This window comes from Geobacter sp. AOG1 (genome assembly GCF_019972315.1).
Taxonomy (GTDB): domain Bacteria; phylum Desulfobacterota; class Desulfuromonadia; order Geobacterales; family Geobacteraceae; genus Geomobilimonas.
Window position 1 is genome coordinate 943104 of sequence record NZ_BLIZ01000001.1, and the last position, 24144, is coordinate 967247.

Sequence of the window (24144 nt, forward strand, 5' to 3'; positions counted from 1 at the left end):
CGAATTTTATCCCTGTCGGTCGATGAAATAAGGAAAGGCAGGGGTTCCCCTGCCTTTCCTTGACGCACTGTCGTGTTTCGCCTGCTAACCCTTGCAGGCAGCCATCAGCTCATTGAGCACCTTATCGGCCTGATCGTACGGCACCTGGCAGGTACCGACCGCCTTGTGTCCGCCTCCGCCGTACCGAAGCATGAGGGAGCCCACGTCGACCGTGGCGGAACGATTGAGAATACTGTAGCCAACGGAGATGGCGACGAACTCCTTCCCCCTGCCGTCGATGAGGCGAATGGAGATGTTGGTCTCCGGGAAGAGGGAATAGATGAGAAACCGGTTGGACGGGGGGATCTCCGCCGCACCCCTGGCATCAGTAACGACCACCGGCCCGTCGGCTCGGGAACGCTCCTTGAGAAATGCCCGTCCCTTCTGGTCGTTCTCTCGGTAGAGGGCAATCCGTTCCCGGGTATCGGGAAGAGCAAGGATTTCGTCGATGCTCTTGGTACGCATATGCTCCACCAGATCGTTCATGAACGCCAGATTGCTGATCCGGTAGTTCTTGTGGTAGCCGAGGCCGGTTCGGGGGTCACAGATGAAGCCGAGGAGAATCCATCCCGCCGGGTTGAGGATTTCGTCCTCGGTCAGTTGGGCCGAGTCCACCTTGTCCACATAGCGGAGCATCTCAGAAAAACGCGCGAGCTTTTCCGGACCGTAGTAGTCGTAAACGACCCGCGCGGCGCTCGGAGCGTTGGTGCTTCGCCCCTCGTATTGTCCCTGGAGGCTCACCCGCTCCCGCTCGCTGGAGTGATGGTCGAACCAGAGACCGCACCCCGGCACATAGGGAACGTTAGCAAGGATATCGTCCTTTGTAACTGGGATCTTCCCGTCCTGCAGGTCCTTCGGATGGGCGTAGACCATCTCGTCCATCAGGCCAAGCTCTTTCAGGAGTACCGCACAGCAGATACCGTCAAAATCGGAGCGGGTAAGCAGGCGCATCGTTATGTTCCTCCTTGGGGGATTAAATAAACCGCAGGAATCGGAAAATTCTATCAGATGCTGCATTCTATAGCTTCTGGGGCACGGGGAAGTCAAGATATTAATGAAGTACATGGCAGAGAAACCAATAAAAAAAGCAACGGTTTTTCGTTGCATTCCGACCGCCATAGTCAGCATCGCCGTTTGTCGATTCGGGGAATTGAACACAGAAAAGAAAAGGGGAGCGAACAACCGCTCCCCTCCTGCACAAACAGACATAAGTATACCAGAATAAAAATTTTTAAACAGACTGGTAATAACATATTTCCGTTGCTATAGTGTAACTAGGTAGCTACCTGTAACAACCTGCAACAGACCGCACGAAAAGGAGGGCGATACTATCGAAGATACTCCACCGGGCTGTAACCTGAATATGAGCGAAGTATCGACCCGGCAGTAATCGAGCCGGAAATGACCCTTGAAAAGGGAACGCGGAAGTTAACAAAAAGAGGCCCGCCGAAATTGGCGGGCCTTTCATTTTTATCGCAACGATTATACAAGAAAGGGGGACCAGACGGCCTCCCTTTCTTGTACTGAACGCCTGTAGCGAACTCATTTCCCCTCCGGAGCTTCCGGATAGGCACTATACTTTATACCAATTTCAGATCAAGGATGAAATCAAGGCGGCGAGGATTGAGGCGACGCAGACGTACAGGCAGTACGTTGAGGAGCCGAAGACGAGCCAACGCAGATAGCGCCTTGATGTGGAATTGGTATTACTTCTGCGACAACCGATGCACGCATTCAACCATGAAGATCGCGTTCTCCGGCGGAACGGTGGGGAGGATGCCGTGGCCGAGATTGAAGATGTGGCCGGGACGGTCGGCATTCTCGTCCAGGACCCGCTTCACCTCCGCCTCGATCACCTCTTTCGGCGCGTAAAGAACGGTCGGGTCCAGGTTCCCCTGCACCGCCATCTTCGTTCCGAGGACATCACGGGCCTTGCCGAGATTGACGTGCCAGTCAAGTCCCATGACGTCACCACCCGCCTTCTGCACGGTATCGAGCATGGTGGCCGCCCCCTTGACGAAGTGGATGACCGGCACATGGGTCCGGTTCAGGCCGTTGATCAGTTTCGTCGTGTAGGGGAGAACGAATTTTTCGTAATCGGAAGGGGAAAGGACCCCTCCCCAGGTGTCGAAGATCTGGATCGCCTGGGCACCCGCCTTGATCTGGGCATTCAGGTACTCCATGTCCATCATGGTCACCTTCTCCATGAGGGCATGATAGACGTCGGGCGCAGCGTACATCATCCGCTTGATGTTGGCCCAGTCCTTGGAGCCCTTACCTTCCACCATGTAGCAGCAAAGGGTGAAGGGGGCACCGCCGAAGCCGATGAGCGGCACCTTGGTGGCGAGCTCACGGCGCAGTATCTTGATCGTATCAAGGACATAGGGAACGTCCTGCTCCATCTGGGGTATACGGAGCGCCTCCACATCGGCCATGGTCCGGATCGGATGCTCGAAGACCGGCCCGGGGACGAAGTCGAGCTTCATTCCCATCGGCTCCACCGGCGTGAGGATATCGGAGAAGAGGATGGCGGCGTCCACGCCCAGGATGTCCACCGGCTGGATAGATACCTCGGCAGCCAGCTCCGGGGTCTTGCAGAGTTCCAGAAAGGTGCACTTGCTCCGCACCCGCATATAGTCAGGGAGATAGCGGCCCGCCTGGCGCATGAGCCAGACCGGGGTCCGGTCGACCGGCTTCCCCCAGCAGGCATCGAGAAAACGTGTATTCATATAAAACCCTCCTCAGGAAATAACGTTGTCGTTTTTGATCTGACCCGGGAACGCGAGATTTTGCCCAGATTGTCGCACCCGCAGAAGCGACCGCGGAGGCGTGGTACCCAAACATCGGGCATAAACAGCGCCACGTCGCACAAGGAAGCGACGAGGACGGCGGCAAGATGGGCGGAAGATCGCGTTCCTTACGCCTTCTTCTGAAGGCGTATCGGGACGTAGTTGCAGAACGGTTCTTCTTCCATATAATCCCCCGTCACCGCATCGGCCCGCGCCCGGCAGCCGCCACAGACGTTCAGATATTCGCACTGACCGCACTTCCCCTTGTACGCCTTGAAGTCGCGCAGGTCCCGGAATATCTCCGAGTTCTCCCAGATCTCCCGGAAGGGGGTCTGCTTCACGTTCCCCGCGGTGCGGTGGAAGTAGGAGCAGGGCTTGACGTTGCCGAAGCAGTCGATGAGGCAGATGGTCTGGGCGGCGATGCATCCCTTGCCGCCTCCGGTGGAGAAGGTGAGGGAGCGACGCTCGAATTTGGTCCCTTCGGCCTTGGCCTTCTGGGGAACGATCCGGTAGTAGTGGGGGGCGCAGGTGGGGCGCATGAGGATGTCGTCCTCCAGCTTCTCCTGCTCATAGTGCCAGTCCAGAATCTCCTCGTAATCTTCCTTGGAGATGAGCTCACTCATGATCTCCTCGCCTCGGCCGGTGGGGACGATCATGAACATGTACCAGGCAGTGGCCCCCAGGGACTTGGCCACCTTGAAGGTATTGGCTATGTCGTGCTGGTTCCTTTTGGTAAAAGAGGAATTGATGAGGAACTTCTGGCCATGCTTGCGGAACAGTTCGGCGGCCCGGACCACCCCGTCAAAGGAGCCGGGGCACTGGCGGAAGTTGTCGTGCACCTCTGCGGTGGAGCCGTCCAGGGAGAGGGAGACCATCTTGATATCCGCCTTCTTCATCTGTTCGCAGATCTCGTCGGTCACCAGCGCCCCGTTGGTGGCCATGCACATGCGCAGCCCCAGGGAGGTACCGTAACCGGCCAACTCGAAGATGTCCTTTCTGAGCAACGGCTCGCCGCCGGAGAGGACCACCACCGGCTTGGAGAAGTCGGCGATCTCCTTCAGGAGCTTTTTCCCCTCGTCGGTGGTGAAGTCCCCCTCGGAAGAAGTCAAGTCCGACGAGCAGCGGCAGTGGACACACTTCAGGTTGCATTTCTGGGTGGTTTCCCAGGCGATCCATTTGGGAATAAATTCTTCAGCCATCATTTTCTCCAAAATCCGTAGCGGTGCGGATGGTTTTTGCGCCGGAATTTTTCACATTAACTTTGTAATCGTACTATGAACGGGGCGAAAAACTCAAGAAGATTCGCCCACCTGGCAATGGAACGGACTACGGGGAAAAAGGAAGGATCCCCCTACTCGGACATCTTCCGGTTGAAGGTGAATGTCGCGGCGGCAAAAGCGATGACCGCCGTCACCAGCAGAATGGCGATGGATAGCGGTGCCAGCTTCCCATTGAGAAGCGCCTGGCGTGCCCCTTCGAAGATGGCGGTGGTTGGGAGGAGGCTGATGGCGGCAAACGCAGCTTTCGGATAGGAGGAGAGGGGGAAGAAGATGCCGGACATGAAGATGAGGGGGACGATGACCACCGCCTCCACCCTGCCGATGTTCTCCGGCTTGTCGATCATGGTGCCACAGATGGTGCCGACGCAGGAGAAGACCATGGAGCCGAGGAAGATGAAGAGGAGATAGGCGAGGAGATGTGCGGGGGGAAAGCGGAACGGCGTGAGGATGAAAATCACGAGCGCCACCGCGAGCCCCTTGAGGGTTCCCTGGGCGAAGCCGGAGAATATCTTGCCGATGACGATGTCGTAGACCGTGATGGGGGTGACCCGGTACTCCTCGATGGTCCGCTGCACACGGCGGTGGAACCAGACGCTCCAGGCGCTGTCATTGAACGCCGCCGAGACGGCGGTCATGGAGATGAGCCCCGGCGCGATGAAGAGGGCGTAAGGGACCCCGTCCACGTCGGCGATGTACCCCCTGAGGCCGATGCCGAAGGCGAGATACAGGGTAAGGGGGTAGGCAATCACCGCCAGCAGTTCGGAGAAGAGGCTGCGGCGGAGCACCAACAGATCCCGCCAGAATATGGCAATAGCGCCACGAAACATGAAAACCTCTTACCTCTGGGACTTGATGAACGCATGAGACCTATGGGCTCTTTAAGCCCTTTAGGTTCTATTTGGACCGATTTTTATTCCCGGACTTCGCGGCCCGTCAGCTCGATGAACACATCCTCCAGCGACGGCTCCTTCAGACAGATCTTCCGGATATCGTCCCCCCCGATCCGGTCCATGAGCGGTTTCAGAAATTCCTCCCCCGCCAGGGCAAGGCGGAAGCTGTTTCCCGTTCGCTGCAGGTTCCTGACAAAGGGGAGTCCCCGCAATATCTTCTCGTAGCGTTCCCCGTCGCTCCTAAACTCCAGCTCGTACGTGTGGGCGTGGGCCAGCCGCTCCTTCAGCTCGGCGGCAGTGCCGTCCACCAGCGCCCGGCCGTGGTCCATGATGACGATCCGCTCGCAGAGGGCATCCGCCTCGTCCATGTAATGGGTGGTGAGGAAGATGGTCATCTGGGGCGTGAGGGACTGGACGTAGTCCCAGACCGCCCGTCGCGACTGGGGGTCGAGGCCGGTGGTCGGCTCGTCCAGGAAGAGGACCCGTGGGGCGTGAACCAGGGCGCGGGCGACGACGAGGCGCCGCTGCATCCCCCCGGAGAAGGTGTCAGGGAAATCGTGCTGGCGTCCGGTCAGGCCGATCAGCTCCAGCAGTTCGTCGATGCGCCGGTTGTATTCCGTCGGGGCCATGGCATACATCCGGGCATGGAGCACCAGATTCTCCCGACAGGTAAGGTAACGGTCCAGGTTGTTATCCTGGGGAACGACCCCTATCAGACTGCGGACGGTACGGGCAGAGGAAAGGATGTCGTGTCCTTCGATGCGGGCGCTCCCCGCCGAGGGGCGAAGCAGGGTAGTGAGCATCCGGATGAGGGTGGTCTTACCGGCGCCGTTGGGACCCAGGAGACCGAAGATAGTCCCCTGCGCCACGCACAGGGAGAACGCGTCCACCGCCCGGAGGGTGCCGTAGACCTTGGAAAGGCCGTCTATTTCGAGGGCGAAAGCCATGGTAGGTTGTCTTTTAGTTAATTCAACACTCAAAATTCATAATTCAACATTGGTTTTTCCCTCTTCCAGGGGAAAGAGGAGGAAAAAGGTGCTGCCATGCCCCTCCCGACTCTCGGCCCAGATGAACCCGCCATGGGCATCCATCACCTTGCGACAGAAGGCGAGCCCCAGGCCGGTACCCCGCGTCTTGCCGAGGCGGCGATTTTTCGCCTGGACAAACCGGTCGAAGATGGTGCCGAGGGCCTCCGCCGGCATTCCTTCGCCGGTGTCCCTGACCGTCACCTGGAGAAAACGGCCGCTGACGGGGAGGGCAGACGGCGGATAGGTCTGTGCAGGGATCCGGTCACGGCAGGCGGCGATGTCCACCAGCTCTTCCATTCCCACCTCGATCTCTCCCCCGTCAGGTGTGAATTTGAAGGCATTGGAGAGGAGATTGTTGACCAGGCGGGAGAATTTATGCCGGTCCACCCGGAACACGGGAAGCGGCTCACGACAGGTAGCGTGGAGATCGATCTGGGTGCGGTGGGCAACCGACCGGAACCTGGCAAGGATCTTCTGTACCAGCAGACGGGGATCCTCCTCCCGAAAAACGAGCACCATCTTTCCCGCCTCGAACTTGTGCACGTCCAGAAGGGTGTCGATCATCTCCGTCATCTCGGTGCTGCTCTCCAGCGCCGACTCCAGGTATTCACGCTGCTCTTCGTTGATCGGCCCCAGTCGCCCCTCCCGCACCAGGTCGAGAGAGCCGACTATGGCGGTGATGGGGGTTTTCAGATCGTGGGAGAGCATGCTGACGAAGTCCTCCCGCTCCTGCTCCAGGGCCTTGAGGGTGGAAATGTCGCGAAGAATCTCTACGCTCCCGACCAGCTCGCCGGCGCCGTTGACAAGGGGAGTGGCGCTGGAGAGGACCGGGATACGCGTCGTGCCGAGTATAAGCTGGTAGGTGATGTCGAGGCACGGTACACGGCTGGCAAGAACCAGCCGGCACGGCAGGAGATCCGCGCCGATGTCCGCCGTTATGACCTCCTCCACCGGCATTCCCAGCAGCTCATCCCGGCTTTTCCCCAGGATATCCTCCGCCCTGCGGTTGACCGTCATGATCCTGCCGTTGGTGTCGATGGCCACGAGGAGGTCCGCCATTCCCTGCAGTACGACCTCCATCTTCTGCCGCTCCACATCCAGCTGCTTCTGGAGGCGAAGATTTTCCAGGCGGGTCCGGTTGAACTGGATTGCCCGCTCCACCCGTTTCAGCATGTCATCGGTGGAAAAGGGCTTGGCGATATAATCGATCGCCCCCTTCTGCAGGGCCTGCACGGCAATGTCCTCGCTGCCGTGGGCCGTCATCATCATAACCGCCAGATCCGGATACTCTTGATTGACCCGTGCCAGCACCGCCATGCCGTCCATGCGCGGCATCTTGATGTCGAGAAGCATGAGGGAATATTCCCCCCGGGAGAGCTGATCCAGGGCATCCATGCCATCCCGGGCCCGTTCGGTTCGATAGCCGGCATCCTCCAGCTGCAGCTTAAGAATCAGGGCGATATCGGGCTCGTCGTCGACTATGAGTATCCTGTCACTGTTCATGCGCCGTCTCCTCGTACACCGGTACCGCAAAGGTAAAGACGTTCCCCCCTGCTGCGCCGCTCTCGTAAAAAATCCTGCCGTGGTGCCGCTCGACGATCTCCTTGCAGATGGCAAGACCGAGACCGGTCCCGCTTCTCTCCCGCGGATCGGAGCTCCCCAGTTGCTGGAACTTCTTGAACAGCTTGTCCCGGTCCGACCACTGGATGGCTTTCCCCACATCCGCAACGGAAACCATCACATAATTCCCCTTCCTTATGGCCGAGACGAGTACCGTTTTCCCGGGCGGCGAAAACTTCAGCGCATTGGAAAGGAGGTTGGTCAGGACCTGGATGAGCCGGTCATGATCTCCCCAAACCGGCGGCAAATCGATCGCCACGTCACTGACGATGGATATGTTTCGCCCCTGGGCGAACCCCTTGATCTCCTCGCAGGCGTAGACCACCAGTTCACCGATGGATACCTGGCCAAAGGCGAACTGCATCCCTCCCGACTCGATGGTGGAGACGTCAAGGATATCGTTGATGAGCCGGATAAGCCGGTCCGTATTGCGCTGGCAGATGGAGAGAAGTTCCCGTTCCGTCCTCGTGAGCCACTTCCCCTTGGTAAGGATGAACTGCAGCGAACCCTTCATGGAGGTGAGGGGAGTTTTCAGCTCATGGGAGACCGTGGAGATGAATTCGGTCTTCATCCTGTCCACCTCTTCCTCCACCGACACATCACGGATAGACATGACGACCCCGGCAAACTCGCCCGCCTCATCTATGAGGGGAGAGAGATTTACCTTGAGCTTGCGCCCCTTTACTCTCAACTCCTCTTCCCGGGGGGTCGGGCCTTCTCCGGCACGGACGGCATGAATGTTCTCGAGAAGCATGCAGAAGCCTCCCAGATCACAGACCTGCTCTATCGGCTTATGCATGACCCGGTGCGGCACAAGGTCGAAAAGTTTCTGGGCCGAGGGGTTGAAGAGAGTGACATTGTTGTCCCGGTCCGTGACTACCACCCCCTCCGCCATACTGGTGAGAATTGCCTCCAGCATCCCCATCTCCATCCGGAGCGCGACCGTCCGCTCCGCAACCCGCTGCTCCAGTTCATCATTGAGTCGCTGCAGGTCCTGGGTCTTCCGGGTGATGGTCCGTTCCCGTTCGTAGAGGGTGCCGGCCATCCGGTTGAAGGAGTCGGCGAGCATGCCGAATTCGTCTGCCGAGGTTACGACGACCCGCTGGTCGAGCTCACCTGCCTCGATCTGCTCGACGCCACGGGTGAGGTCAGAGAGCGGTTTTGTCAACCGTCGCGCCATCAGATAGGCAAGGCCGAAGGAGAGGATGACGCCGATGGCCCCCGATGCCATGATGTTGCGCATGTTGTCCCGCTTGATCCTGGTGAAATAGTCGTTGGACAGGGCCACGGAGAGGGACCCGATCACCTCGCCGCGAAGGTCGGCAATGGGGGCAAAGACCGTCTCGTAAAGCCTGCTGCCGATCTTCGCTTCCCCCCGGTAGGGAAGGCGGCGTTCCAGACGTTCCATGATCTTCGCGTCTATGGATACGGGGATGGGTATCTCTTCCGCAATGCTACTGGCAATGCGGTGCCCGTGCTGGGTTATGGTGACCTCCACCTCTTTGCCGAAAACCTCCTGGACCTGGAACGGCAGGTTGGGGTCATTGTTGATGATGTCACCGGCAAGCACGCCGCCGATCAGGGTGCCGTCGGCGGCGAAGACCGGGATGGCGACCGTCATCACCATAGCCTCGTTGTCCTGGAGCATGCTTGGGGTGATGGCGATTCCCCCTTCCTGCTCCAGGAACTCGCGGGAGACCAACTCCGTACTGATCACCGTTTTCCGGGTCCGGAAGGCCTGCTCCATCGTATACTCAAGTCCCGCAAGCCGGTCTGATTTTCCGGACCCGACCCTGGCCAGTACCCGTTTCTGTGGATCGACGAGAGTAAGGACTTCCACGAAGGGAATAACCTTGCGCCAGCGCTGAAGGGCATCCGCGAGCCACGGGTGGTTACGCATCCGGATGTTTTCCAGCACCGGCGGGGCTGTTGTTGGCTGGGAAAGGGAATAGGTGATCAGGTCGGCCCGGGCAAAGAACTGGCTCTGGGCGTAGTGGAGGTTTTCCTCGAGATTCCTGGAAACCTGTGCTTCCAGGGCGTAATTGACGCTTTTGAAGGTGGTTACGGCGAGAATGGCATAGGAAACGAGGAGAACGAGCAGGATGGCAAAGAGCAGTTTGTTGCGTATGTTCATGTGTAGCAGCATAACCTGTCCCCTGCAGCGGATTGGCGCTTCACGGTACGCATGGATAACACAATCCGCCGACCATTTCCGTCTCCCTCAGAAGGGAACGGCCAGGTCTGACTCGACACGATGTGCAGGGACGTGGCCCGTCAGGAACTCTCGGCCTTCAGGTCTCTGCCCATGAGTTCGATGACCGCGGAACGGGCCGGCTTGTCCTCGTGGAGAACTTCGTATACCTTCGCGGTGATCGGCATGTCGATCCCCAGCCGGCGGGCCAGGGCATATGCCGACTCGGTCGTCTTCACCCCTTCGGCAACCATCCGCATCTCCCCCAGAATGTCTGCCAGCAGCCTCCCCTTGCCGAGCTGTATGCCGACCGTCCGGTTGCGGGACAGGTCACCGGTGCAGGTGAGCACCAGGTCACCCATGCCGGCCAGACCGGCAAAGGTGGCACTCTCCGCCCCCATCGCCCGCCCAAGTCGGCTCATCTCCGCCAGGCCGCGGGTGATAAGGGCCGCCCGGGTGTTGCAGCCGAAGCCGAGCCCGTCGGAAATACCGGCGGCAATGGCGATGACGTTCTTGATCGCCCCACCCAGTTCCACGCCGACCACGTCCCGGTTCGTGTAGAGCCGGAAATAGGGAGTACTGAATGCCTGCTGCACCCTTCGGGCCACCTGTTCATCGGCAGCAGCGGCCACCACGGCGGTGGGCATCTCCATGGCCACTTCCCGGGCGAAACTCGGTCCCGAGATGACGGCAAAGTTCCGGTAGAGTTCGGGGGGGAGGAGTTCTTCGTAGACCTGGGAGACGGTCAGGAGGGTATCAAGCTCGATCCCCTTGGAGGCGCTGACGATGACAGCGTCCACCGCCAGGGAAGGAAGAAGCTGGGCGATTACCTTGCGCACCACCTGGGAAGGGGCCACGCAGAGGACCATCCCCTTGCCCCTGACCGCTTCCGCCAAGTCGTTGGTGTAGCGAAGCCCTGGATCGAGAGTGATGCCGGGGAGAAAAAGCCCGTTGACGCTGGTGCGCCCCATCTCTTCCACCAGTTCCTGCTCATAGGCCCAGAGGGTGACCTCGTGCCCCTTCTTTGCCAGCAAGTTCGCCAGCGTCGTACCCCAGCTCCCCGCGCCGATCACCCCGATCTTTTCCCGCATGGTTACCCCCGCCACTTCCTTGAACTCGCTGCTCCCGCTGTTACCTCGAAATTCACAACGCAAAAGTGCCGTTTTACCACTCCCCATCCTCGGAGAACTGGCGCGGATCGTACCCTTCGCCCAGCGATTCGCGGGCAACCTGGAGGCTTTCCAGCGCCAGGCGCCTGAGGAAGGGGTGGCAGTGGCACGGAAAGCCGCTCTCAGACAGACTGGAAGCCACCGCAAGCACCCGTTCCTGAAGTGTCCTCTCCCCGCCGCTTTCCCTGATCAGGTCCGCCATCAGGAAGAGCCGGCGTTTGATCTGCTCGAGCTGGGAGGGGAAGACCTCCTTGCAGCACCGTTCCAGCAAGCTGTCCAGGACTCGCCCCTTCAGCTTTCGCTCCGAGTTCTCTTCCAGAAGATCCCACTCCTCGGCGAAGTCGTACATCCGGTTGCTGGCGACGAACCAGCCGGCAAAGAGCTCTTCGTCAAAGAGGGAGGCACTGGCTCGCAGATAGGAAGCGGAAAGTCCTAACCGTCCCAGGTCGAACACCCCGAAATCCGGTTCGTAGGGGGCCGCGACGAGAGCTCCCGGTCCGAACATTTCCTGCCGGAGGTAGAAATCCACCGGCAGGAATATGCCACTTTCCCTGCTTCGGTACACCGCATCCCCCACGAGTTTGAGCAGGTAGTCGGGCGAAACCGCCACAATACCTTCATCATACTCCAGGTCGGCCAGGATGCGACTCATCTCCTCCATGTCCACGCCGCTCTCACCACTGGCACTCTGCATCCCTTTGTCGTTGTGGGTCTGCAGATAGAGGAGGGTGAACCGCCCGTCCTCATTTCTCCCCGCCACGCAGAGAGTGCGGTTGCCGTTGCCATCCAGGGGGCCAGCATAGGCGGCGTGGATAGGAAGGGGAGCGGGCGAGGGGCGACCGTCGGCCGGCGCGATGCCGAGAAATGCCAGTCGCCGCAGATTGCGGCGGGCCAGCTCGGCAAGGTCCGAATCATTTTGCCGGCAAAGCCTTTGCAGCAGGGCTGCGGCCCCATCGCTCCGAATCCGGCCGAGAGCGGTAATCACACTACGGACGATGTCACCGTCGTCGATGCCGACCAGCACCTCCAGCACATTGATGACCCGCGGGTCGGAAACGGTCACGAGCTCGGCGATGACCGCCAGACGTCCTTCGGGGGGGTAGCAGAGAAGGTTGTCGAGAAAGGTTGCCAGCCCCTCCTCACCACGGTCGAGAAGACGGGGAAGGGAGACCTGCAGCGGCCGGCCTACCTCAGCCAGAAGCCGGTCAAAGGGGGGAGAGGTCACGTCGATGCCGTACCCTTCCAAGGCGGCAAGGAGAGCCGCCTTCCCCTCATCTTCCAGATCCTTCCGCCTGAGGACCATCTGGATGAGTTGCTCCAGCCAGGTCTCGTCCTCGAAGAAATCGAGGAGATAGGCATACTTGGAAATGAGTTCTCCGTTCCGCTCGTGCCAGAGACGCCTCACGAGCGGCGACAGGGCGCGGCGCCCCTCTTTCCGCAGGGTCGACCCGATCTCCTCCATCTCCTCAACGCTGATGTTCTTCTGCTCCAGCCGTGCCAGGAGGTGAAGTATCCCCCGGCGCTCGGCCAGGCTCTTGTCGATCTTCTTGTAACGTTCCATAGAATCGGGGATTGGTGGCCGGGGGCCAGGGACTGGTAAAACCGCTTAATCCAGTCGCTGATCACCCGTCACTGATCTTACTCCTCTACAATCTCCGCGTCGGCAACATCCGCGTCGGCGTCGGCAGCGTCGTCGCTCTCTTCCTTCTCCGCCAGGCGGGCAACCGCCACGATCCGCTCGTCCGCCTCGGTTACCATGAGCCGTACCCCCTGGGTGTTACGGCCGATCACCGAGAAGCCGGCCACCGGCATCCGGATGATTTTCCCCTGGTCGGTGATGAACATCAGGTCGTTCTCGTCGGTGACCTGCTTGATGTCCACCACGCAGCCATTCCGCTCGTTGGTCTTGATGGTGATGACCCCCTTGCCGCCACGGGACTGACGGCGGTACTCGGTGAGTTCCGTCCGCTTGCCGAAGCCGTTTTCAGTGACGGTAAAGAGGGTCGAGCCGGTCATATCGTTGATGATCTCCATGCCGATCACCACGTCGTCGTCCTCCAGTGTCATCCCCCGCACCCCGCGGGTGACACGCCCCATGGGACGGGCATCCTCCTCCCGGAAGCGGATTGACTTGCCATGCCGGGAGGCGAGGAGCACGTCCTGCTTGCCATCGGTCAGCGCCACCGTAATCAGTTTGTCCCCCTCGTCCAGGTTGACGGCAATGATTCCACCGGAACGGATGTTGGAGTACTCCACCAGGGGGGTCTTCTTCACCACCCCATGCCGGGTCGCCATCATGATGAATTTGTCCTCGACAAACTCCTTCACCGGCAGGATGGCGGTAATCATCTCGTTGGCCGCCAGGTTGAGGAGATTGACTATCGCCTTACCCCGGGCAGTGCGCCCTGCCTCGGGAATTTCGTAGACCTTGAGCCAGTAGACCCGCCCGGTGTCCGTGAAGAACATCAGGTAGTCCTTCGTGGAAGCGATGAAGAGCTGCTCCACGAAATCCTCTTCCTTGGTCTTCATCCCCGTTTTACCCTTGCCGCCGCGGCGCTGAGCCCGGTAGAGGGTTACGGCGCTCCGCTTGATGTAGCCGGTATGACTGATGGTCACCACCATGTCTTCCTCGACGATAGTGTCCTCCAGGGATATCTCGGCACTCCGGTCGACGATCTCGGTACGGCGTTCGTCGCCGAACTTCTCCCGCATTTCCGTCAGTTCGCCGACGATGATCTTGAGGATCTCCGCCTCGGAGGCCAGGATCTCCTTCAGCCGCTCGATGAACTTGAGAATCTCGGCGTATTCCGCCAGGATCTTTTCCCGCTCCAGGCCGGTGAGGCGTTGCAGCCGCATCTCCAGGATCGCCTGGGCCTGCTTTTCCGATAACCGGACGCTCGGTGCGAAGATGGCATCGGCAATCCCCAGTTTGTTCAGATAGTCGGCGTCGGAAAAATTGCCGGCCATGAGTCCTGCCTTGGCTTCTTCCGGGTTTTTCGAGGCGCGGATCAGCTCGATCACCGCATCGAGCCAGTCGAGGGCGATCTTGAGGCCTTCCAGGATATGGGCCCGGGCCTCGGCTTTCTTCAGCTCGAAGATGGTACGCCGGGTGACGATTTCCCGCCGGTGGTCGACAAAGTGGGCGATGGCATCCTTCAGGGTAAGCAACTTGGGACGGCCATTGACGATGGCCAGCATGTTGATGCCGAAGGAACACTGCATCTGGGTCTGCTTGTAGAGGTGATTGAGGATGATCTGGGGCTCTTCGTCCCGCTTCAGCTCGATGACGATCCGCATGCCGTCGCGGTCCGACTCGTCCCGGATGTCGCTGATCCCCTCCAGCTTCTTCTCCCGCACCAGTTCGGCGATCTTGATAATCAGGTTCGCCTTGTTCACCTGGTAGGGAATCTCGGTGATGATGATGGACTGGCGCTCGGACTTCTTCTGGGTCTCGATGAAGGCCCGGGCCCGCATCTGGACGATGCCGCGGCCGGTCCGGTACCCCTGGATGATCCCTTCGCGGCCGTAGATGAAGCCGCCGGTCGGAAAGTCGGGGCCGGGGACATAGGCCATGAGGTCATCCACGGTCATGCCGGGATCGCTGATGTAGGCAATGATGCCGTTGATCACCTCGGTCAGGTTGTGGGGCGGGATGTTGGTTGCCATGCCGACGGCAATGCCGGATGAGCCGTTGACCAGGAGGTTGGGAAACTTTGCCGGCAGCACCAGCGGCTCTTCCAGGGAGCCGTCGTAGTTCGCCCCCATCTCCACCGTTTCCTTCTCCAGGTCGTTCAGCAGTTCATGAGTCAGCTGCTCCATGCGGATTTCGGTATAGCGCATGGCCGCCGGCGAGTCGCCGTCCACGGAGCCGAAGTTCCCCTGGCCGTCCACCAGCGGATACCGGAGGGAGAAGTCCTGGGCCATCCGGACGATGGTGTCGTAGGCCGCCGTGTCGCCGTGGGGGTGGTACTTACCGATCACGTCACCGACCACGCGGGCCGATTTCTTGTACGGTTTGTTGTAGTCGTTCCCCATCTCGTGCATGGCGAACAGACAGCGCCGGTGGACCGGTTTGAGGCCATCGCGGACATCGGGGAGCGCCCGGCCGATGATGACGCTCATGGCGTAGTCCATGTAGGACCGCTTCATCTCGTCTTCGATGTTGACCGAAGTTTTGTTTATGGTTGTTTCAAGCATTCATAAACCTCATAAAATCAGGCAAGGGGCGATAGGCTATGGGCGAATTGCCCATAGCCTATCGCCTCGTGCCAGTCGTTATATGTCCAGGTTGGACACATTGAGTGCGTTGGTCTCGATGAATTCGCGGCGCGGCTCCACCTGATCTCCCATGAGCACGGTGAACACGTTGTCCGCTTCCACCGCATCCTCGATCTTGACCTGCAGCAGAGTCCGATTGGTCGGCTCCATGGTGGTTTCCCAGAGCTGTTCCGGGTTCATCTCCCCCAGCCCCTTGTAACGCTGGATCGACAGCCCCTTCTTGGCAGCCCCCATAAAAAACGCGAGCAGGTCGAGCCCGACGGTGGTGTCGAACACCTCCTTCTCTTCGACGGAAACCACGGCCCGGCCGTCGCCGAAGATATCCCGCACCCGGCGGTGACTTTCCCGCAGCAATCCGTACTCGTGGGAGGTGAGGACGTCCAGGGTGTGCTGGTCCAGGGCATAGCGAAGATTGCCGAGCCGGAGGATGACCCGGCCGTCGTCCATGATGCTCGATTCGGCACCGGGATAGGCATCGGCGAGCTTTGCCATGTGCGGATGCAGCCCCTCAATATCCTCCAGACCTGCCGGGATGCCGAGCCGCAGACAGAGGCGAATGACCTCCTCGTTGATCCCCTTGTGCACCACCTTGTCCAAGAGGGTACGGAACTCCACCAGCTGCTTGAGGAGCGGGATGATCTGCTTCCCCGTATAGGTTTTCGCGCCGTTTTCCAGGAAGAGGGTAGTCTCTTCGGTCCCTTCCTCCAGCAGGTAGTTCTGCATAGCCGCCTCATTGCGCAGGTAGAGCTCCTTGCGACCACGCTTGACCTTGTAAAGCGGCGGTTGGGCTATGTAGAGATGTCCCCGCTCCACCACCTCCGGCATTTGCCTGAAGAAGAAGGTGAGAAGCAGGGTCAAGATGTGGGAACCGTCCACGTCGGCATCGGTCATGACGATGATGCGATGGTAGCGGAGCTTGGCGATGGTGAAGTCGTCCTTGCCGATGCCGGTACCGAGCGCAGTTATGAGGGTGCCTATCTCCTGGGAGGAAAGCATCTTGTCGAAACGGGCCTTCTCCACGTTGAGTATTTTTCCCTTGAGGGGCAAAATGGCCTGGAACTTCCGGTCCCGTCCCTGTTTAGCCGAGCCGCCGGCCGAATCACCCTCGACCAGATAAAGCTCGCACAGGGCCGGATCCCGCTCCTGACAGTCGGCCAGCTTGCCGGGGAGGCTGGAGATGTCGAGCGCCCCCTTGCGACGGGTCAGTTCCCGGGCCCTGCGGGCCGCTTCACGAGCCCGGGCAGCCTCGATGGACTTGCCGATGATGTCCCTGGCGACCTTGGGATTCTCTTCCAGATAGACCGCCAGCTTCTCGTTCATCAGGGATTCCACGTACCCCTTGACCTCCGAGTTGCCGAGCTTGGTCTTGGTTTGTCCCTCGAACTGGGGCTGGGGAATCTTGACGGATACGACCGCCGTGAGCCCTTCCCGCAGGTCCTCGCCCGATATGGCCACCTTCTCCTTCTTCAGTAGGTCGTTGGCGGTGGCGTAGGTGTTCATTGTACGGGTCAGGGCCGCCCGAAACCCCACCAGGTGGGTCCCCCCCTCGTGGGTGTTGATGTTGTTGGCAAAGGTAAAGACCTTCTCGTCGTAGGAATCGTTGTACTGGAGCGCCACCTCGATATCGACGCCATTCCTCTCCCCCCGGAAGTAGATCGGTTTGGGGTGCAGACCAGCCTTGTTCCGGTTAAGGTACTCCACGAAGGATACGATCCCCCCTTCGTAGTGGAAATCGTGGTGCTTGTTGTCTTCCCGTTCGTCGGCAATGGTGATACGCACCCCAGCGTTGAGGAAGGCCATTTCCCGCAGCCGCTGGGACAGGACGTCAAAGGAAAAATCGGTCGTCTCGAAGATGGTATCGTCGGGAAGAAAATTGACTTTGGTCCCCCGCTTCTTCGTTTCCCCCACCACTTCCAGAGGGGCAAGGGGATTACCGAAGGCATAGGACTGGCGCCAGAGCTTGCCGTCGCGGCGGATTTCCAGTTCGAGTTTTTTCGACAGGGCGTTGACGACGGAAACGCCAACACCGTGGAGACCACCGGATACCTTGTACGAGTCGTTATCGAACTTGCCTCCCGCATGGAGGACGGTGAGGACGACCTCTGCGGCCGATTTCCCTTCCGTGGGGTGCATGTCCGTTGGGATACCGCGGCCATTGTCCACGACCGTCACCGATCCGTCCAGGTGGATGGTGACGTTCACCTCGTTACAGTAGCCGGCCAGGGCTTCGTCGATGGAGTTGTCCACGATTTCGTAGACCAGGTGGTGCAGACCCTGGGCCGACGTCGATCCTATGTACATGGCGGGGCGCTTGCGTACAGCTTCCAGCCCTTCCAGTACCTTGATCTGCTCGGCACCGTACGTACCTTTCTGTTCTTCAGCCATAATTTTACCTCTGGGTGATGACCTTTCCCTGTTCCACGTGAAAGGTCGTGTGATGATCCATACCGTCGAACATGATGTTCCGAAGGCTCGTGGTCGTGATGAAAACCTGCATCTCTTTCTGCTGCAAAAACCCGAGCAGATTACGATTCCGCTCTCCATCCAGTTCCGACGTCATGTCATCGAGGAGCAGGATAGGGGGGGCGCCGAAGGTCCGCTGCAGGTACTCTATTTCCGCCATCTTGAGCGCCAAAATGAAGCTGCGCTGCTGCCCTTGGGAGGCATGGAGCTTCAGGAGCCGGCCATCGAGGAGAAACTCCAGGTCGTCCCGGTGGGGGCCGACTGCAGTCGTCCCGTGGCGCCGCTCTTCGTGGGCGGACCGTTCCAGCCCCGCCAGAATGGCGTTCCTGCCATCGGCTATCAGCGCTTCCCGTTCAATGCCATGTGGCCGGTAGCCGATGCCTACTGTTTCCCCCGTGCCGGCAATGGTCCGATAGTAATCCTGCAGGAGCGGTTCGATGTCTGCAAGATAGGCAATCCGTTCCCTTGCCAGGCGGGCTCCCGCATCCGCCAGCTGTTCGCTCCATATATCCAGGCCCGTCATGTCCCCCGTTTTGAGGAGGGCGTTGCGGTTTTTCAGGAGCCGGTAATAGTCGTGGTAGAGCAGGATATAGGTCGGGCTGCCACTGAAAACGGCCCGGTCCAGGTAGCGCCGGCGTGCCTCCGGCGATCCCTTGAGCATGGCGAGTTCTTCCGGGGCGAACACCACCACGTTGAGACTCCCGAAGAAATCTGTCAACCGGGTCACCAGCTTCTGATCGATGCGCGCCTTCTTCCCCTCCCGCTCCAGGAGAAGGGCTATCTCCCGCGTCACCCCATCCCGTTCCACCCACCCCCGGATGATGCCGTGGGGAGCCTGCCAGGTGATCAGGTCCCGGTTCCTGGCATGACGGAAGGATTTCATGGTGCCGAGCAGATAGATCGACTCCAGCAGATTGGTCTTTCCCTGGGCGTTATTGCCATGGAGTATATTGAAACGCTCCCCGGGATTGAACTCGACCTGCTGGAGATTGCGGAAAGCGGCGATGGACAGTCTGTTGAGCTTCATCGCGCTCCATCATCCGTGAAAAAGGCCGCTCCTGTCAAGAGTGGCCTTTGTTGTGCCTGCCGCCGGGCTGCGACAAACCAACCGATCAGAGCCGCATCGGCATGATAACCGCAAGAAATCCTTCCGTTGCAGCCGGCCGGACGATGGCAGGGGACATCTCATCCCGCAGCAGCAACTCTACCTGGGAAGTTGGGAGCACCGTCAGGACATCGATCAGGTAGCGGGCATTGAAGCGGATGGTCAGGTCGTCGCCACTGTAGATCGCTTCCAGTTCTTCTGATGCATCACCCAGTTCTGGATTGCTGGATGAAATCTCCACCTTGCCGTCCTTCACGTCGAATTTTATTCCTTTGAACTTCTCGCTGGAAAGAATGGCCATCCGGCGCAGGGAATGCAGCAGATCTTCCCGGTTGAGGGTGACGAGCCTGTCGTTACTCACCGGGATGACCTTGGTGTAGTCGGGAAATTCACCGTCCACGAGGCGCATGACCACGACGGTAGTACCTTTCTTGCAAACCGCGCTATTGTCCATGAAACCGAGGAATATCTGGTCACCCTCTTCTTCGGCCATCCGTTTCAGTTCGTAAATCCCTTTTTTGGGGAATATCACGCCATTCCCCAGCTCGCTTGCCGTGGTTCCGGCCAACTCCTTTTCGCTGACCGACAGGCGGTGGCCGTCGGTGGCAACCATGCGGAGGAGGGTTCGCCCCCCCTCGGTGGCCGTACGAACGAGGATGCCATTGAGATTGTACTTGGTCTCGTCATGGCAGATGGCGTAGGAGGTATGTTCGATCATCTCCCTGAGCATGGTGGTGCTCACTGCGAGGAAGCTGTCGTCGTTGATCTTGGGGAAATAGGGGAATTCCTCGGGGGAGAGTCCGACGATATTGAACCGGGCCTTGCCGCTCCGTATTTCCACCCAGTCGTTTTCCTTGGTGGAAAAGGTGATTTCCTGGTCGGAGAGTTCCTTGATGATTTCGTAAATCTTCTTGGCTGAGACGGTGATCTTTCCGTCTCTAACGACCGTAGTCGGATAGGAACTGCGCATGCCGACTTCCAGGTCGGTGGCGGTAACCTGGATCCGGTCCTCGCTTGCCTCGATAAGGACGTTGGAAAGTATTGGCATGGTGTTTCTTTTTTCGACAATTCCCTGGATTTTTTGCAAGGCCTTCAAGAAGGTGTCTTTGTCGATTTTAAATTCCATGTCTCCTCCATGAACAGTGTCTTGTATATTATATAAAGAAATTCTTTTTAGCAGTAGTTAGTAGTGCCTGTGGATATGTGGATAAGCGACCCGAACCTCCGGCTGATCGGTCACCGGGAGTGTTAAGAACTTTACGAAAGACGGGCCACTTTGCGACGATTATGCACAGGCGGCTTTTTTCTCCACAGGGGCAGGGGAGAAATACACAGGGAATACCCCCTCAGCTCAACAGTCCCCGCTTCAGGTTTTCTACGGTTGTTTTCAGTTCAAGGTCCTGGCTAAGTTGCCGTTCGATCTTCTTCATGGAATAGATTATGGTCGAATGGTCCTTGCCGCCGAATTTTTCGCCGATCTCCGGGTATGATGACTTGGTGAGCTCCCGGCACAGGTAAATGGCTATCTGGCGGGGGACCACCAGTGTTTTGAGCCGCTTGTCCGATTTCATTTCACTCAGCTTGATTCTGAACTGGTCTGCTACGTATTTCTGGATCATTTCCACCGTCACGTCCCGGGATTTGTCGACGATGATATCCTTCAGGACTTCCCGGGCCATGGTAAGAGTAATCTCGTTGCCGGTCAGGCTGGCGAAGGCGCCAAGGCGGATCAGCATCCCCTCAAGTTCCCGGACATTACTCGTGGAACTGGTGCCGAGAAACATGGCCACGTCGTCGGGAAGGTTGATGGCGTTGAGTTCCGCCTTCTTTTTAAGGATGGCCACCTTGGTTTCGATGTCGGGGGGCTGGATGTCGGCGATAAGGCCCCACTCGAACCGGGAGCGGAGCCGCTCCTCTAGTTGGGGAATGTCCTTGGGAAATTTGTCCGACGTGACCACGATCTGTTTGTGTGACTCATAGAGGGAGTTGAAGGTGTGGAAAAACTCCTCCTGGGTAGCTTCCTTGCCCGCCATGAACTGAATGTCGTCGATGAGGAGGACGTCCATTTTCCGAAACTTGTTGCGGAACTCGTCCATCTTCTTGTAACGGATGCAATTGATCATCTCGTTCATGAATTTTTCGGACGTGTAGTAACAGACCCGGGCCTTACCGTTCTTGGCATGGATCTGGTTGCCGATGGCACAGAGCAGGTGTGTTTTGCCGAGACCGACTCCTCCATAGATGAAGAGCGGATTATAGTTGCTGGCTGGCTTGTTGGCAACAGCCTGGGACGCTGCATGGGCAAACTGGTTGCTGCTGCCGCAGACGAAGGTTTCGAAGGTATACTTGGGATTGAGGTTGGACGTCGGGTCGCCCGGCCTGGCTTTTTCCCGCCCGCTCGAACTGCCGGGTTTTTCGCCCGGTTTTACCGGTTCGAGGGACTTTACGTCCTCGGTTTTCTCTTCCAGTCTGAACTCTATCTGGCAAGGGGTCTCGGCAAGGGCGGAGACTGCCTCCTGGATCATGGAGAGGTATTTTTCCGTTACCCATTCCTTGATGAATTTGTTCGGCACTTCGAGAATGAGAGACGAGGAGGTGGCGCTGCCGAACCTGATGGGCCGGATCCAGGTGTTGAAAGTCTGGGGAGTAAGCACCTTCTCTATATTTCCCTGGGCTTCGAGCCAGACTTTTTCCATACAGCTACCTTTTTGATTGAAAATAACGTAGGTTTTACACAGGGATATCAACAGGTGTTGATAAAATTATTCGTGTAAAATAGGATACTTAGATGGTTTACTGGGGTCTAATGATGATATGCGCTATAGCGCCATGCAGACTACCAGACGAGCCGGTAATTTGCAAGGTTAAATATTTGGACGTCAGGTAAATTTGTCCTTGACTTTTTATGGTGGGTATGGTTAATAATTCAGTTCCCTATTAGTATAAGCAAGGAGTTACAAACACATGAAAAGAACATTTCAGCCGAGTAATACGTCACGGAAAAGAACCCATGGGTTTCTTGTCCGCATGTCCACTAAAAATGGCCGTCTGGTCATCAAGCGTCGTCGTGCCAAGGGGAGAAAGCGGCTCGCCGTCACCATCGCTGCCAAGTAATCCGTCCCAGGTGATCGGGTTTCCCAAAACCGAGCGTCTGAGAAAGCGACCCGATTTCCTGGCGGTTTCCCGGCAGGGGCACAAGTACCACAGTGTTCATTTTATTATTCTCCTCCTCCCCTCCGGCAGTACCGTTACTCGAGTCGGCATAACCGCAAGCCGCAAGGTCGGCAATGCGGTGGTGCGAAATCGCATCAAGCGGCTGGTCAGGGAATTTTACCGTCAGCACAAAGAGTTGTTTCACCAGGCAGATTATTCGATCATTGCCAAAAGAGGGGCCGAGCGGCTCGATTACCAGGGGGTCTGTCAGGACTTGATCCCGGTACTCCGCCGCTCACTCGGCAAACAATGTTGAAATCATTTATCGTCCGCAGCATTGTTGTCTATCAGCGCTTCGTTTCTCCCCTGAAGGGGAGCACCTGCCGTTTTTATCCCACCTGTTCCCATTACTCAATTCAAGCACTGGAGCGTCATGGCGTCGTCAAGGGGGTAGTACTGACCATGATGCGCCTGCTGAAGTGTCATCCGTTCCATCCGGGCGGGTACGATCCCGTAAAGTAGCCATTTAGGAGATACCATGGAAAAGCGTGCCCTCATAGCCGTTGTGTTGTCCATTGCCGTACTGTACGGTTATTCCCTCATATTTCCGACGCCGAAACCGACTGCACCGGTCAAGGCCGTGCAGAAGCAGGTTTCTAGCGTAAGCACCGCCCCGGTCATAGCGTCTTCGGTTAAAGCTCCGGACCTCCTTGCTCCGGTTGCCAATCTTGCGGCAAAGGATGTCACGGTTGAGACCGATACCTACACGGCAGTCTTCTCAACAGCCGGCGGCGCACTCAGGAAGATCGTCCTCAAACAATACAAGGAGTCGGCTGTAGCTGGGTCGAAACAGGAAACGCTGCTGACCGAGAACAGCCCGGTCAATTATAACTTCGCAACGGTTGCTCCCGCTATCGGGCTTCCCATCGCGGCCGTCTTCTCGGTCGATGCCGATACCCTGAAGGTGGCGAAGGGTGAGCGGAAGTCCCTTACGTTCGTCTGGACCTCCCCCCAGGGTAATCAACTGCGCAAGGTTTTTACGTTCGCTGGTGATGGCTATGCAATTGATCTGGAGCAGCAACTGTCGAGCCGGAGTGGTCTCTCCAATGCGGTCGTTCAGCTGCAATTGAAAAACAGGGCCGACACGACGGCAGGAGACAGCCGTTTTGAGGTCCACGGCCCCGTAACCCTGACGGACGACGCTGTCGACGCACCGAAGGTCAAAGACCTTCTCAAGGGGGCGAAACAGTATTCAAAGAATATTCTCTGGACCGGGTTCGGAGACAAATATTTCTTCAGTGGGGTGCTGGCCAAAGAGGGGAGCATCGCTGCTGTGGCCATTGCCAATGCAAACGGCTACGTAGACACCACCATTATCTCTCCACCACTCAACGTGGCGCCTGGCGGTACTGCCGTTGTTGCCGACAAAATCTTCATCGGCCCCAAATCCCTTGATGTACTTAAGGCTCAAGGGAGCCGGCTCGAAGCGGTTATCGATCTCGGCTGGTTTTCCATGCTGGCCAAACCGCTCCTCCATGCTCTCAAGTTTTTCCATGGCTACACGCACAACTACGGGGTGGCGATCATTATCATAACGGTCATTCTTAAGCTGATCTTCTTCCCCCTGACCCATAAGAGCTACAAGTCCATGAAGGAGATGCAGAAGCTCCAGCCGAAGATGACCGAGCTGCGGGAGAAATTCAAGAACGACCGGGATGCGATGAACAAGGCGATCATGGAGCTTTATCAGACCCACAAGGTCAATCCCATGGGCGGCTGCCTCCCCATGGTCGTTCAGATTCCCGTCTTCTTCGCCCTCTACAAGGCGCTCATGTTCTCCATAGAGCTTCGCCACGCCCCGTTCATGCTCTGGATAACCGACCTTGCCGGCAAGGACCCTTACTATGTGACTCCCATCATCATGGGGGCGACCATGTTCATTCAGCAGAAGATGACCCCGACCAATATGGACCCGGTACAGGCAAAGATGATGCTGGCGCTCCCCGTCGTCTTCACCTTCATGTTCCTCAATTTTCCGTCCGGTCTGGTCCTCTATTGGCTGGTCAATAACATCCTGACCATCGCCCAGCAGATGTACATCAACAAATCGCTGCGCGAGGCTGAGGCCAAATAGGTAAG

General features: G+C 58.2%; 18 protein-coding genes. 4 read left to right on the forward strand and 14 right to left on the reverse strand.

Annotated features, from left to right (window positions below; genetic code table 11):
- Positions 1-84: 84 nt before the first annotated feature.
- The 14 genes from LDN04_RS04275 to dnaA form a co-directional block, all read right to left on the reverse strand.
- Complete coding sequence (locus LDN04_RS04275; protein ID WP_223906742.1) at positions 85-990, reverse strand: exopolyphosphatase; 906 nt, start codon at positions 988-990, stop codon at positions 85-87.
- A gap of 755 nt (positions 991-1745) precedes the next feature.
- Positions 1746-2768 (reverse strand): uroporphyrinogen decarboxylase, encoded by a 1023-nt coding sequence (gene hemE, locus LDN04_RS04280; RefSeq protein ID WP_223906745.1) that lies wholly within the window; start codon positions 2766-2768, stop codon positions 1746-1748.
- A gap of 188 nt (positions 2769-2956) precedes the next feature.
- Positions 2957-4027 (reverse strand): radical SAM/SPASM domain-containing protein, encoded by a 1071-nt coding sequence (locus LDN04_RS04285; protein ID WP_223906748.1) that lies wholly within the window; start codon positions 4025-4027, stop codon positions 2957-2959.
- Positions 4028-4179: 152 nt separating this feature from the next.
- Positions 4180-4935: an ABC transporter permease gene (locus tag LDN04_RS04290; RefSeq protein WP_223906751.1), complete on the reverse strand. Its 756-nt coding sequence runs from the start codon at positions 4933-4935 to the stop codon at positions 4180-4182.
- A gap of 83 nt (positions 4936-5018) precedes the next feature.
- Entirely contained in the window at positions 5019-5945 is a 927-nt protein-coding gene (locus tag LDN04_RS04295; protein ID WP_223906754.1) for an ATP-binding cassette domain-containing protein, read from the reverse strand.
- Positions 5946-5981: 36 nt separating this feature from the next.
- Positions 5982-7529 (reverse strand): response regulator, encoded by a 1548-nt coding sequence (locus LDN04_RS04300; RefSeq protein WP_223906756.1) that lies wholly within the window; start codon positions 7527-7529, stop codon positions 5982-5984.
- Complete coding sequence (locus LDN04_RS04305; RefSeq protein WP_223906759.1) at positions 7519-9792, reverse strand: ATP-binding protein; 2274 nt, start codon at positions 9790-9792, stop codon at positions 7519-7521. The genes LDN04_RS04300 and LDN04_RS04305 overlap by 11 nt, the downstream gene beginning before the upstream one ends.
- A 128-nt stretch (positions 9793-9920) precedes the next feature.
- Positions 9921-10928: an NAD(P)H-dependent glycerol-3-phosphate dehydrogenase gene (locus LDN04_RS04310; RefSeq protein ID WP_223913333.1), complete on the reverse strand. Its 1008-nt coding sequence runs from the start codon at positions 10926-10928 to the stop codon at positions 9921-9923.
- 73 nt (positions 10929-11001) lie between these two features.
- Positions 11002-12567 carry a HEAT repeat domain-containing protein gene (locus LDN04_RS04315; RefSeq protein WP_223906761.1) on the reverse strand — a complete coding sequence of 522 codons (1566 nt, stop codon included), beginning with the start codon at positions 12565-12567 and terminating at the stop codon, positions 11002-11004.
- Between the two features lie 77 nt (positions 12568-12644).
- The gene (gyrA, locus tag LDN04_RS04320; RefSeq protein WP_223906764.1) at positions 12645-15203 is read right to left on the reverse strand and encodes a DNA gyrase subunit A; all 2559 of its coding nucleotides are present in this window, start codon (positions 15201-15203) and stop codon (positions 12645-12647) included.
- A gap of 78 nt (positions 15204-15281) precedes the next feature.
- A complete protein-coding gene (gene gyrB, locus LDN04_RS04325; RefSeq protein WP_223906766.1) occupies positions 15282-17669 on the reverse strand; it encodes a DNA topoisomerase (ATP-hydrolyzing) subunit B in 2388 nt (795 codons plus the stop codon).
- Between the two features lie 4 nt (positions 17670-17673).
- Complete coding sequence (gene recF, locus LDN04_RS04330; RefSeq protein ID WP_223906769.1) at positions 17674-18774, reverse strand: DNA replication/repair protein RecF; 1101 nt, start codon at positions 18772-18774, stop codon at positions 17674-17676.
- Positions 18775-18859: 85 nt separating this feature from the next.
- Entirely contained in the window at positions 18860-19978 is a 1119-nt protein-coding gene (gene dnaN, locus LDN04_RS04335; protein ID WP_223906772.1) for a DNA polymerase III subunit beta, read from the reverse strand.
- Between the two features lie 220 nt (positions 19979-20198).
- Positions 20199-21548: a chromosomal replication initiator protein DnaA gene (gene dnaA, locus LDN04_RS04340; protein ID WP_223906775.1), complete on the reverse strand. Its 1350-nt coding sequence runs from the start codon at positions 21546-21548 to the stop codon at positions 20199-20201.
- Positions 21549-21816: 268 nt separating this feature from the next.
- Here dnaA and rpmH point away from each other — a divergent pair, with 268 nt between their 5' ends.
- Genes rpmH through yidC form a run of 4 tightly spaced genes read left to right on the forward strand, consistent with a single transcriptional unit; the run spans position 21817 to position 24139 of the window.
- Entirely contained in the window at positions 21817-21966 is a 150-nt protein-coding gene (gene rpmH, locus LDN04_RS04345) for a 50S ribosomal protein L34 (protein WP_223906779.1), read from the forward strand.
- A gap of 10 nt (positions 21967-21976) precedes the next feature.
- Positions 21977-22321, forward strand: a complete 345-nt coding sequence (rnpA, locus tag LDN04_RS04350) for a ribonuclease P protein component (RefSeq protein WP_223906781.1) — start codon at positions 21977-21979, stop codon at positions 22319-22321.
- A complete protein-coding gene (yidD, locus tag LDN04_RS04355; RefSeq protein ID WP_223906783.1) occupies positions 22315-22527 on the forward strand; it encodes a membrane protein insertion efficiency factor YidD in 213 nt (70 codons plus the stop codon). The genes rnpA and yidD overlap by 7 nt, the downstream gene beginning before the upstream one ends.
- 16 nt (positions 22528-22543) lie before the next feature.
- Positions 22544-24139, forward strand: coding sequence for a membrane protein insertase YidC (gene yidC / locus LDN04_RS04360; protein ID WP_223906785.1), 1596 nt, complete (start codon positions 22544-22546; stop codon positions 24137-24139).
- Positions 24140-24144 lie beyond the last annotated feature (5 nt).

Coding starts and splice junctions, on each gene's coding strand:
- LDN04_RS04300 (WP_223906756.1), bottom strand. CDS start 7,529: ATGAACAGTGACAGGATACTCATAGTCGACGACGAGCCCGATATCGCC.
- LDN04_RS04285 (WP_223906748.1), bottom strand. CDS start 4,027: ATGGCTGAAGAATTTATTCCCAAATGGATCGCCTGGGAAACCACCCAG.
- LDN04_RS04305 (WP_223906759.1), bottom strand. CDS start 9,792: ATGCTGCTACACATGAACATACGCAACAAACTGCTCTTTGCCATCCTG.
- yidD (WP_223906783.1), top strand. CDS start 22,315: ATGTTGAAATCATTTATCGTCCGCAGCATTGTTGTCTATCAGCGCTTC.
- gyrA (WP_223906764.1), bottom strand. CDS start 15,203: ATGCTTGAAACAACCATAAACAAAACTTCGGTCAACATCGAAGACGAG.
- hemE (WP_223906745.1), bottom strand. CDS start 2,768: ATGAATACACGTTTTCTCGATGCCTGCTGGGGGAAGCCGGTCGACCGG.
- LDN04_RS04275 (WP_223906742.1), bottom strand. CDS start 990: ATGCGCCTGCTTACCCGCTCCGATTTTGACGGTATCTGCTGTGCGGTA.
- yidC (WP_223906785.1), top strand. CDS start 22,544: ATGGAAAAGCGTGCCCTCATAGCCGTTGTGTTGTCCATTGCCGTACTG.
- LDN04_RS04310 (WP_223913333.1), bottom strand. CDS start 10,928: ATGCGGGAAAAGATCGGGGTGATCGGCGCGGGGAGCTGGGGTACGACG.
- LDN04_RS04295 (WP_223906754.1), bottom strand. CDS start 5,945: ATGGCTTTCGCCCTCGAAATAGACGGCCTTTCCAAGGTCTACGGCACC.
- gyrB (WP_223906766.1), bottom strand. CDS start 17,669: ATGGCTGAAGAACAGAAAGGTACGTACGGTGCCGAGCAGATCAAGGTA.
- LDN04_RS04290 (WP_223906751.1), bottom strand. CDS start 4,935: ATGTTTCGTGGCGCTATTGCCATATTCTGGCGGGATCTGTTGGTGCTC.
- dnaA (WP_223906775.1), bottom strand. CDS start 21,548: ATGGAAAAAGTCTGGCTCGAAGCCCAGGGAAATATAGAGAAGGTGCTT.
- LDN04_RS04315 (WP_223906761.1), bottom strand. CDS start 12,567: ATGGAACGTTACAAGAAGATCGACAAGAGCCTGGCCGAGCGCCGGGGG.
- recF (WP_223906769.1), bottom strand. CDS start 18,774: ATGAAGCTCAACAGACTGTCCATCGCCGCTTTCCGCAATCTCCAGCAG.
- rpmH (WP_223906779.1), top strand. CDS start 21,817: ATGAAAAGAACATTTCAGCCGAGTAATACGTCACGGAAAAGAACCCAT.
- dnaN (WP_223906772.1), bottom strand. CDS start 19,978: ATGGAATTTAAAATCGACAAAGACACCTTCTTGAAGGCCTTGCAAAAA.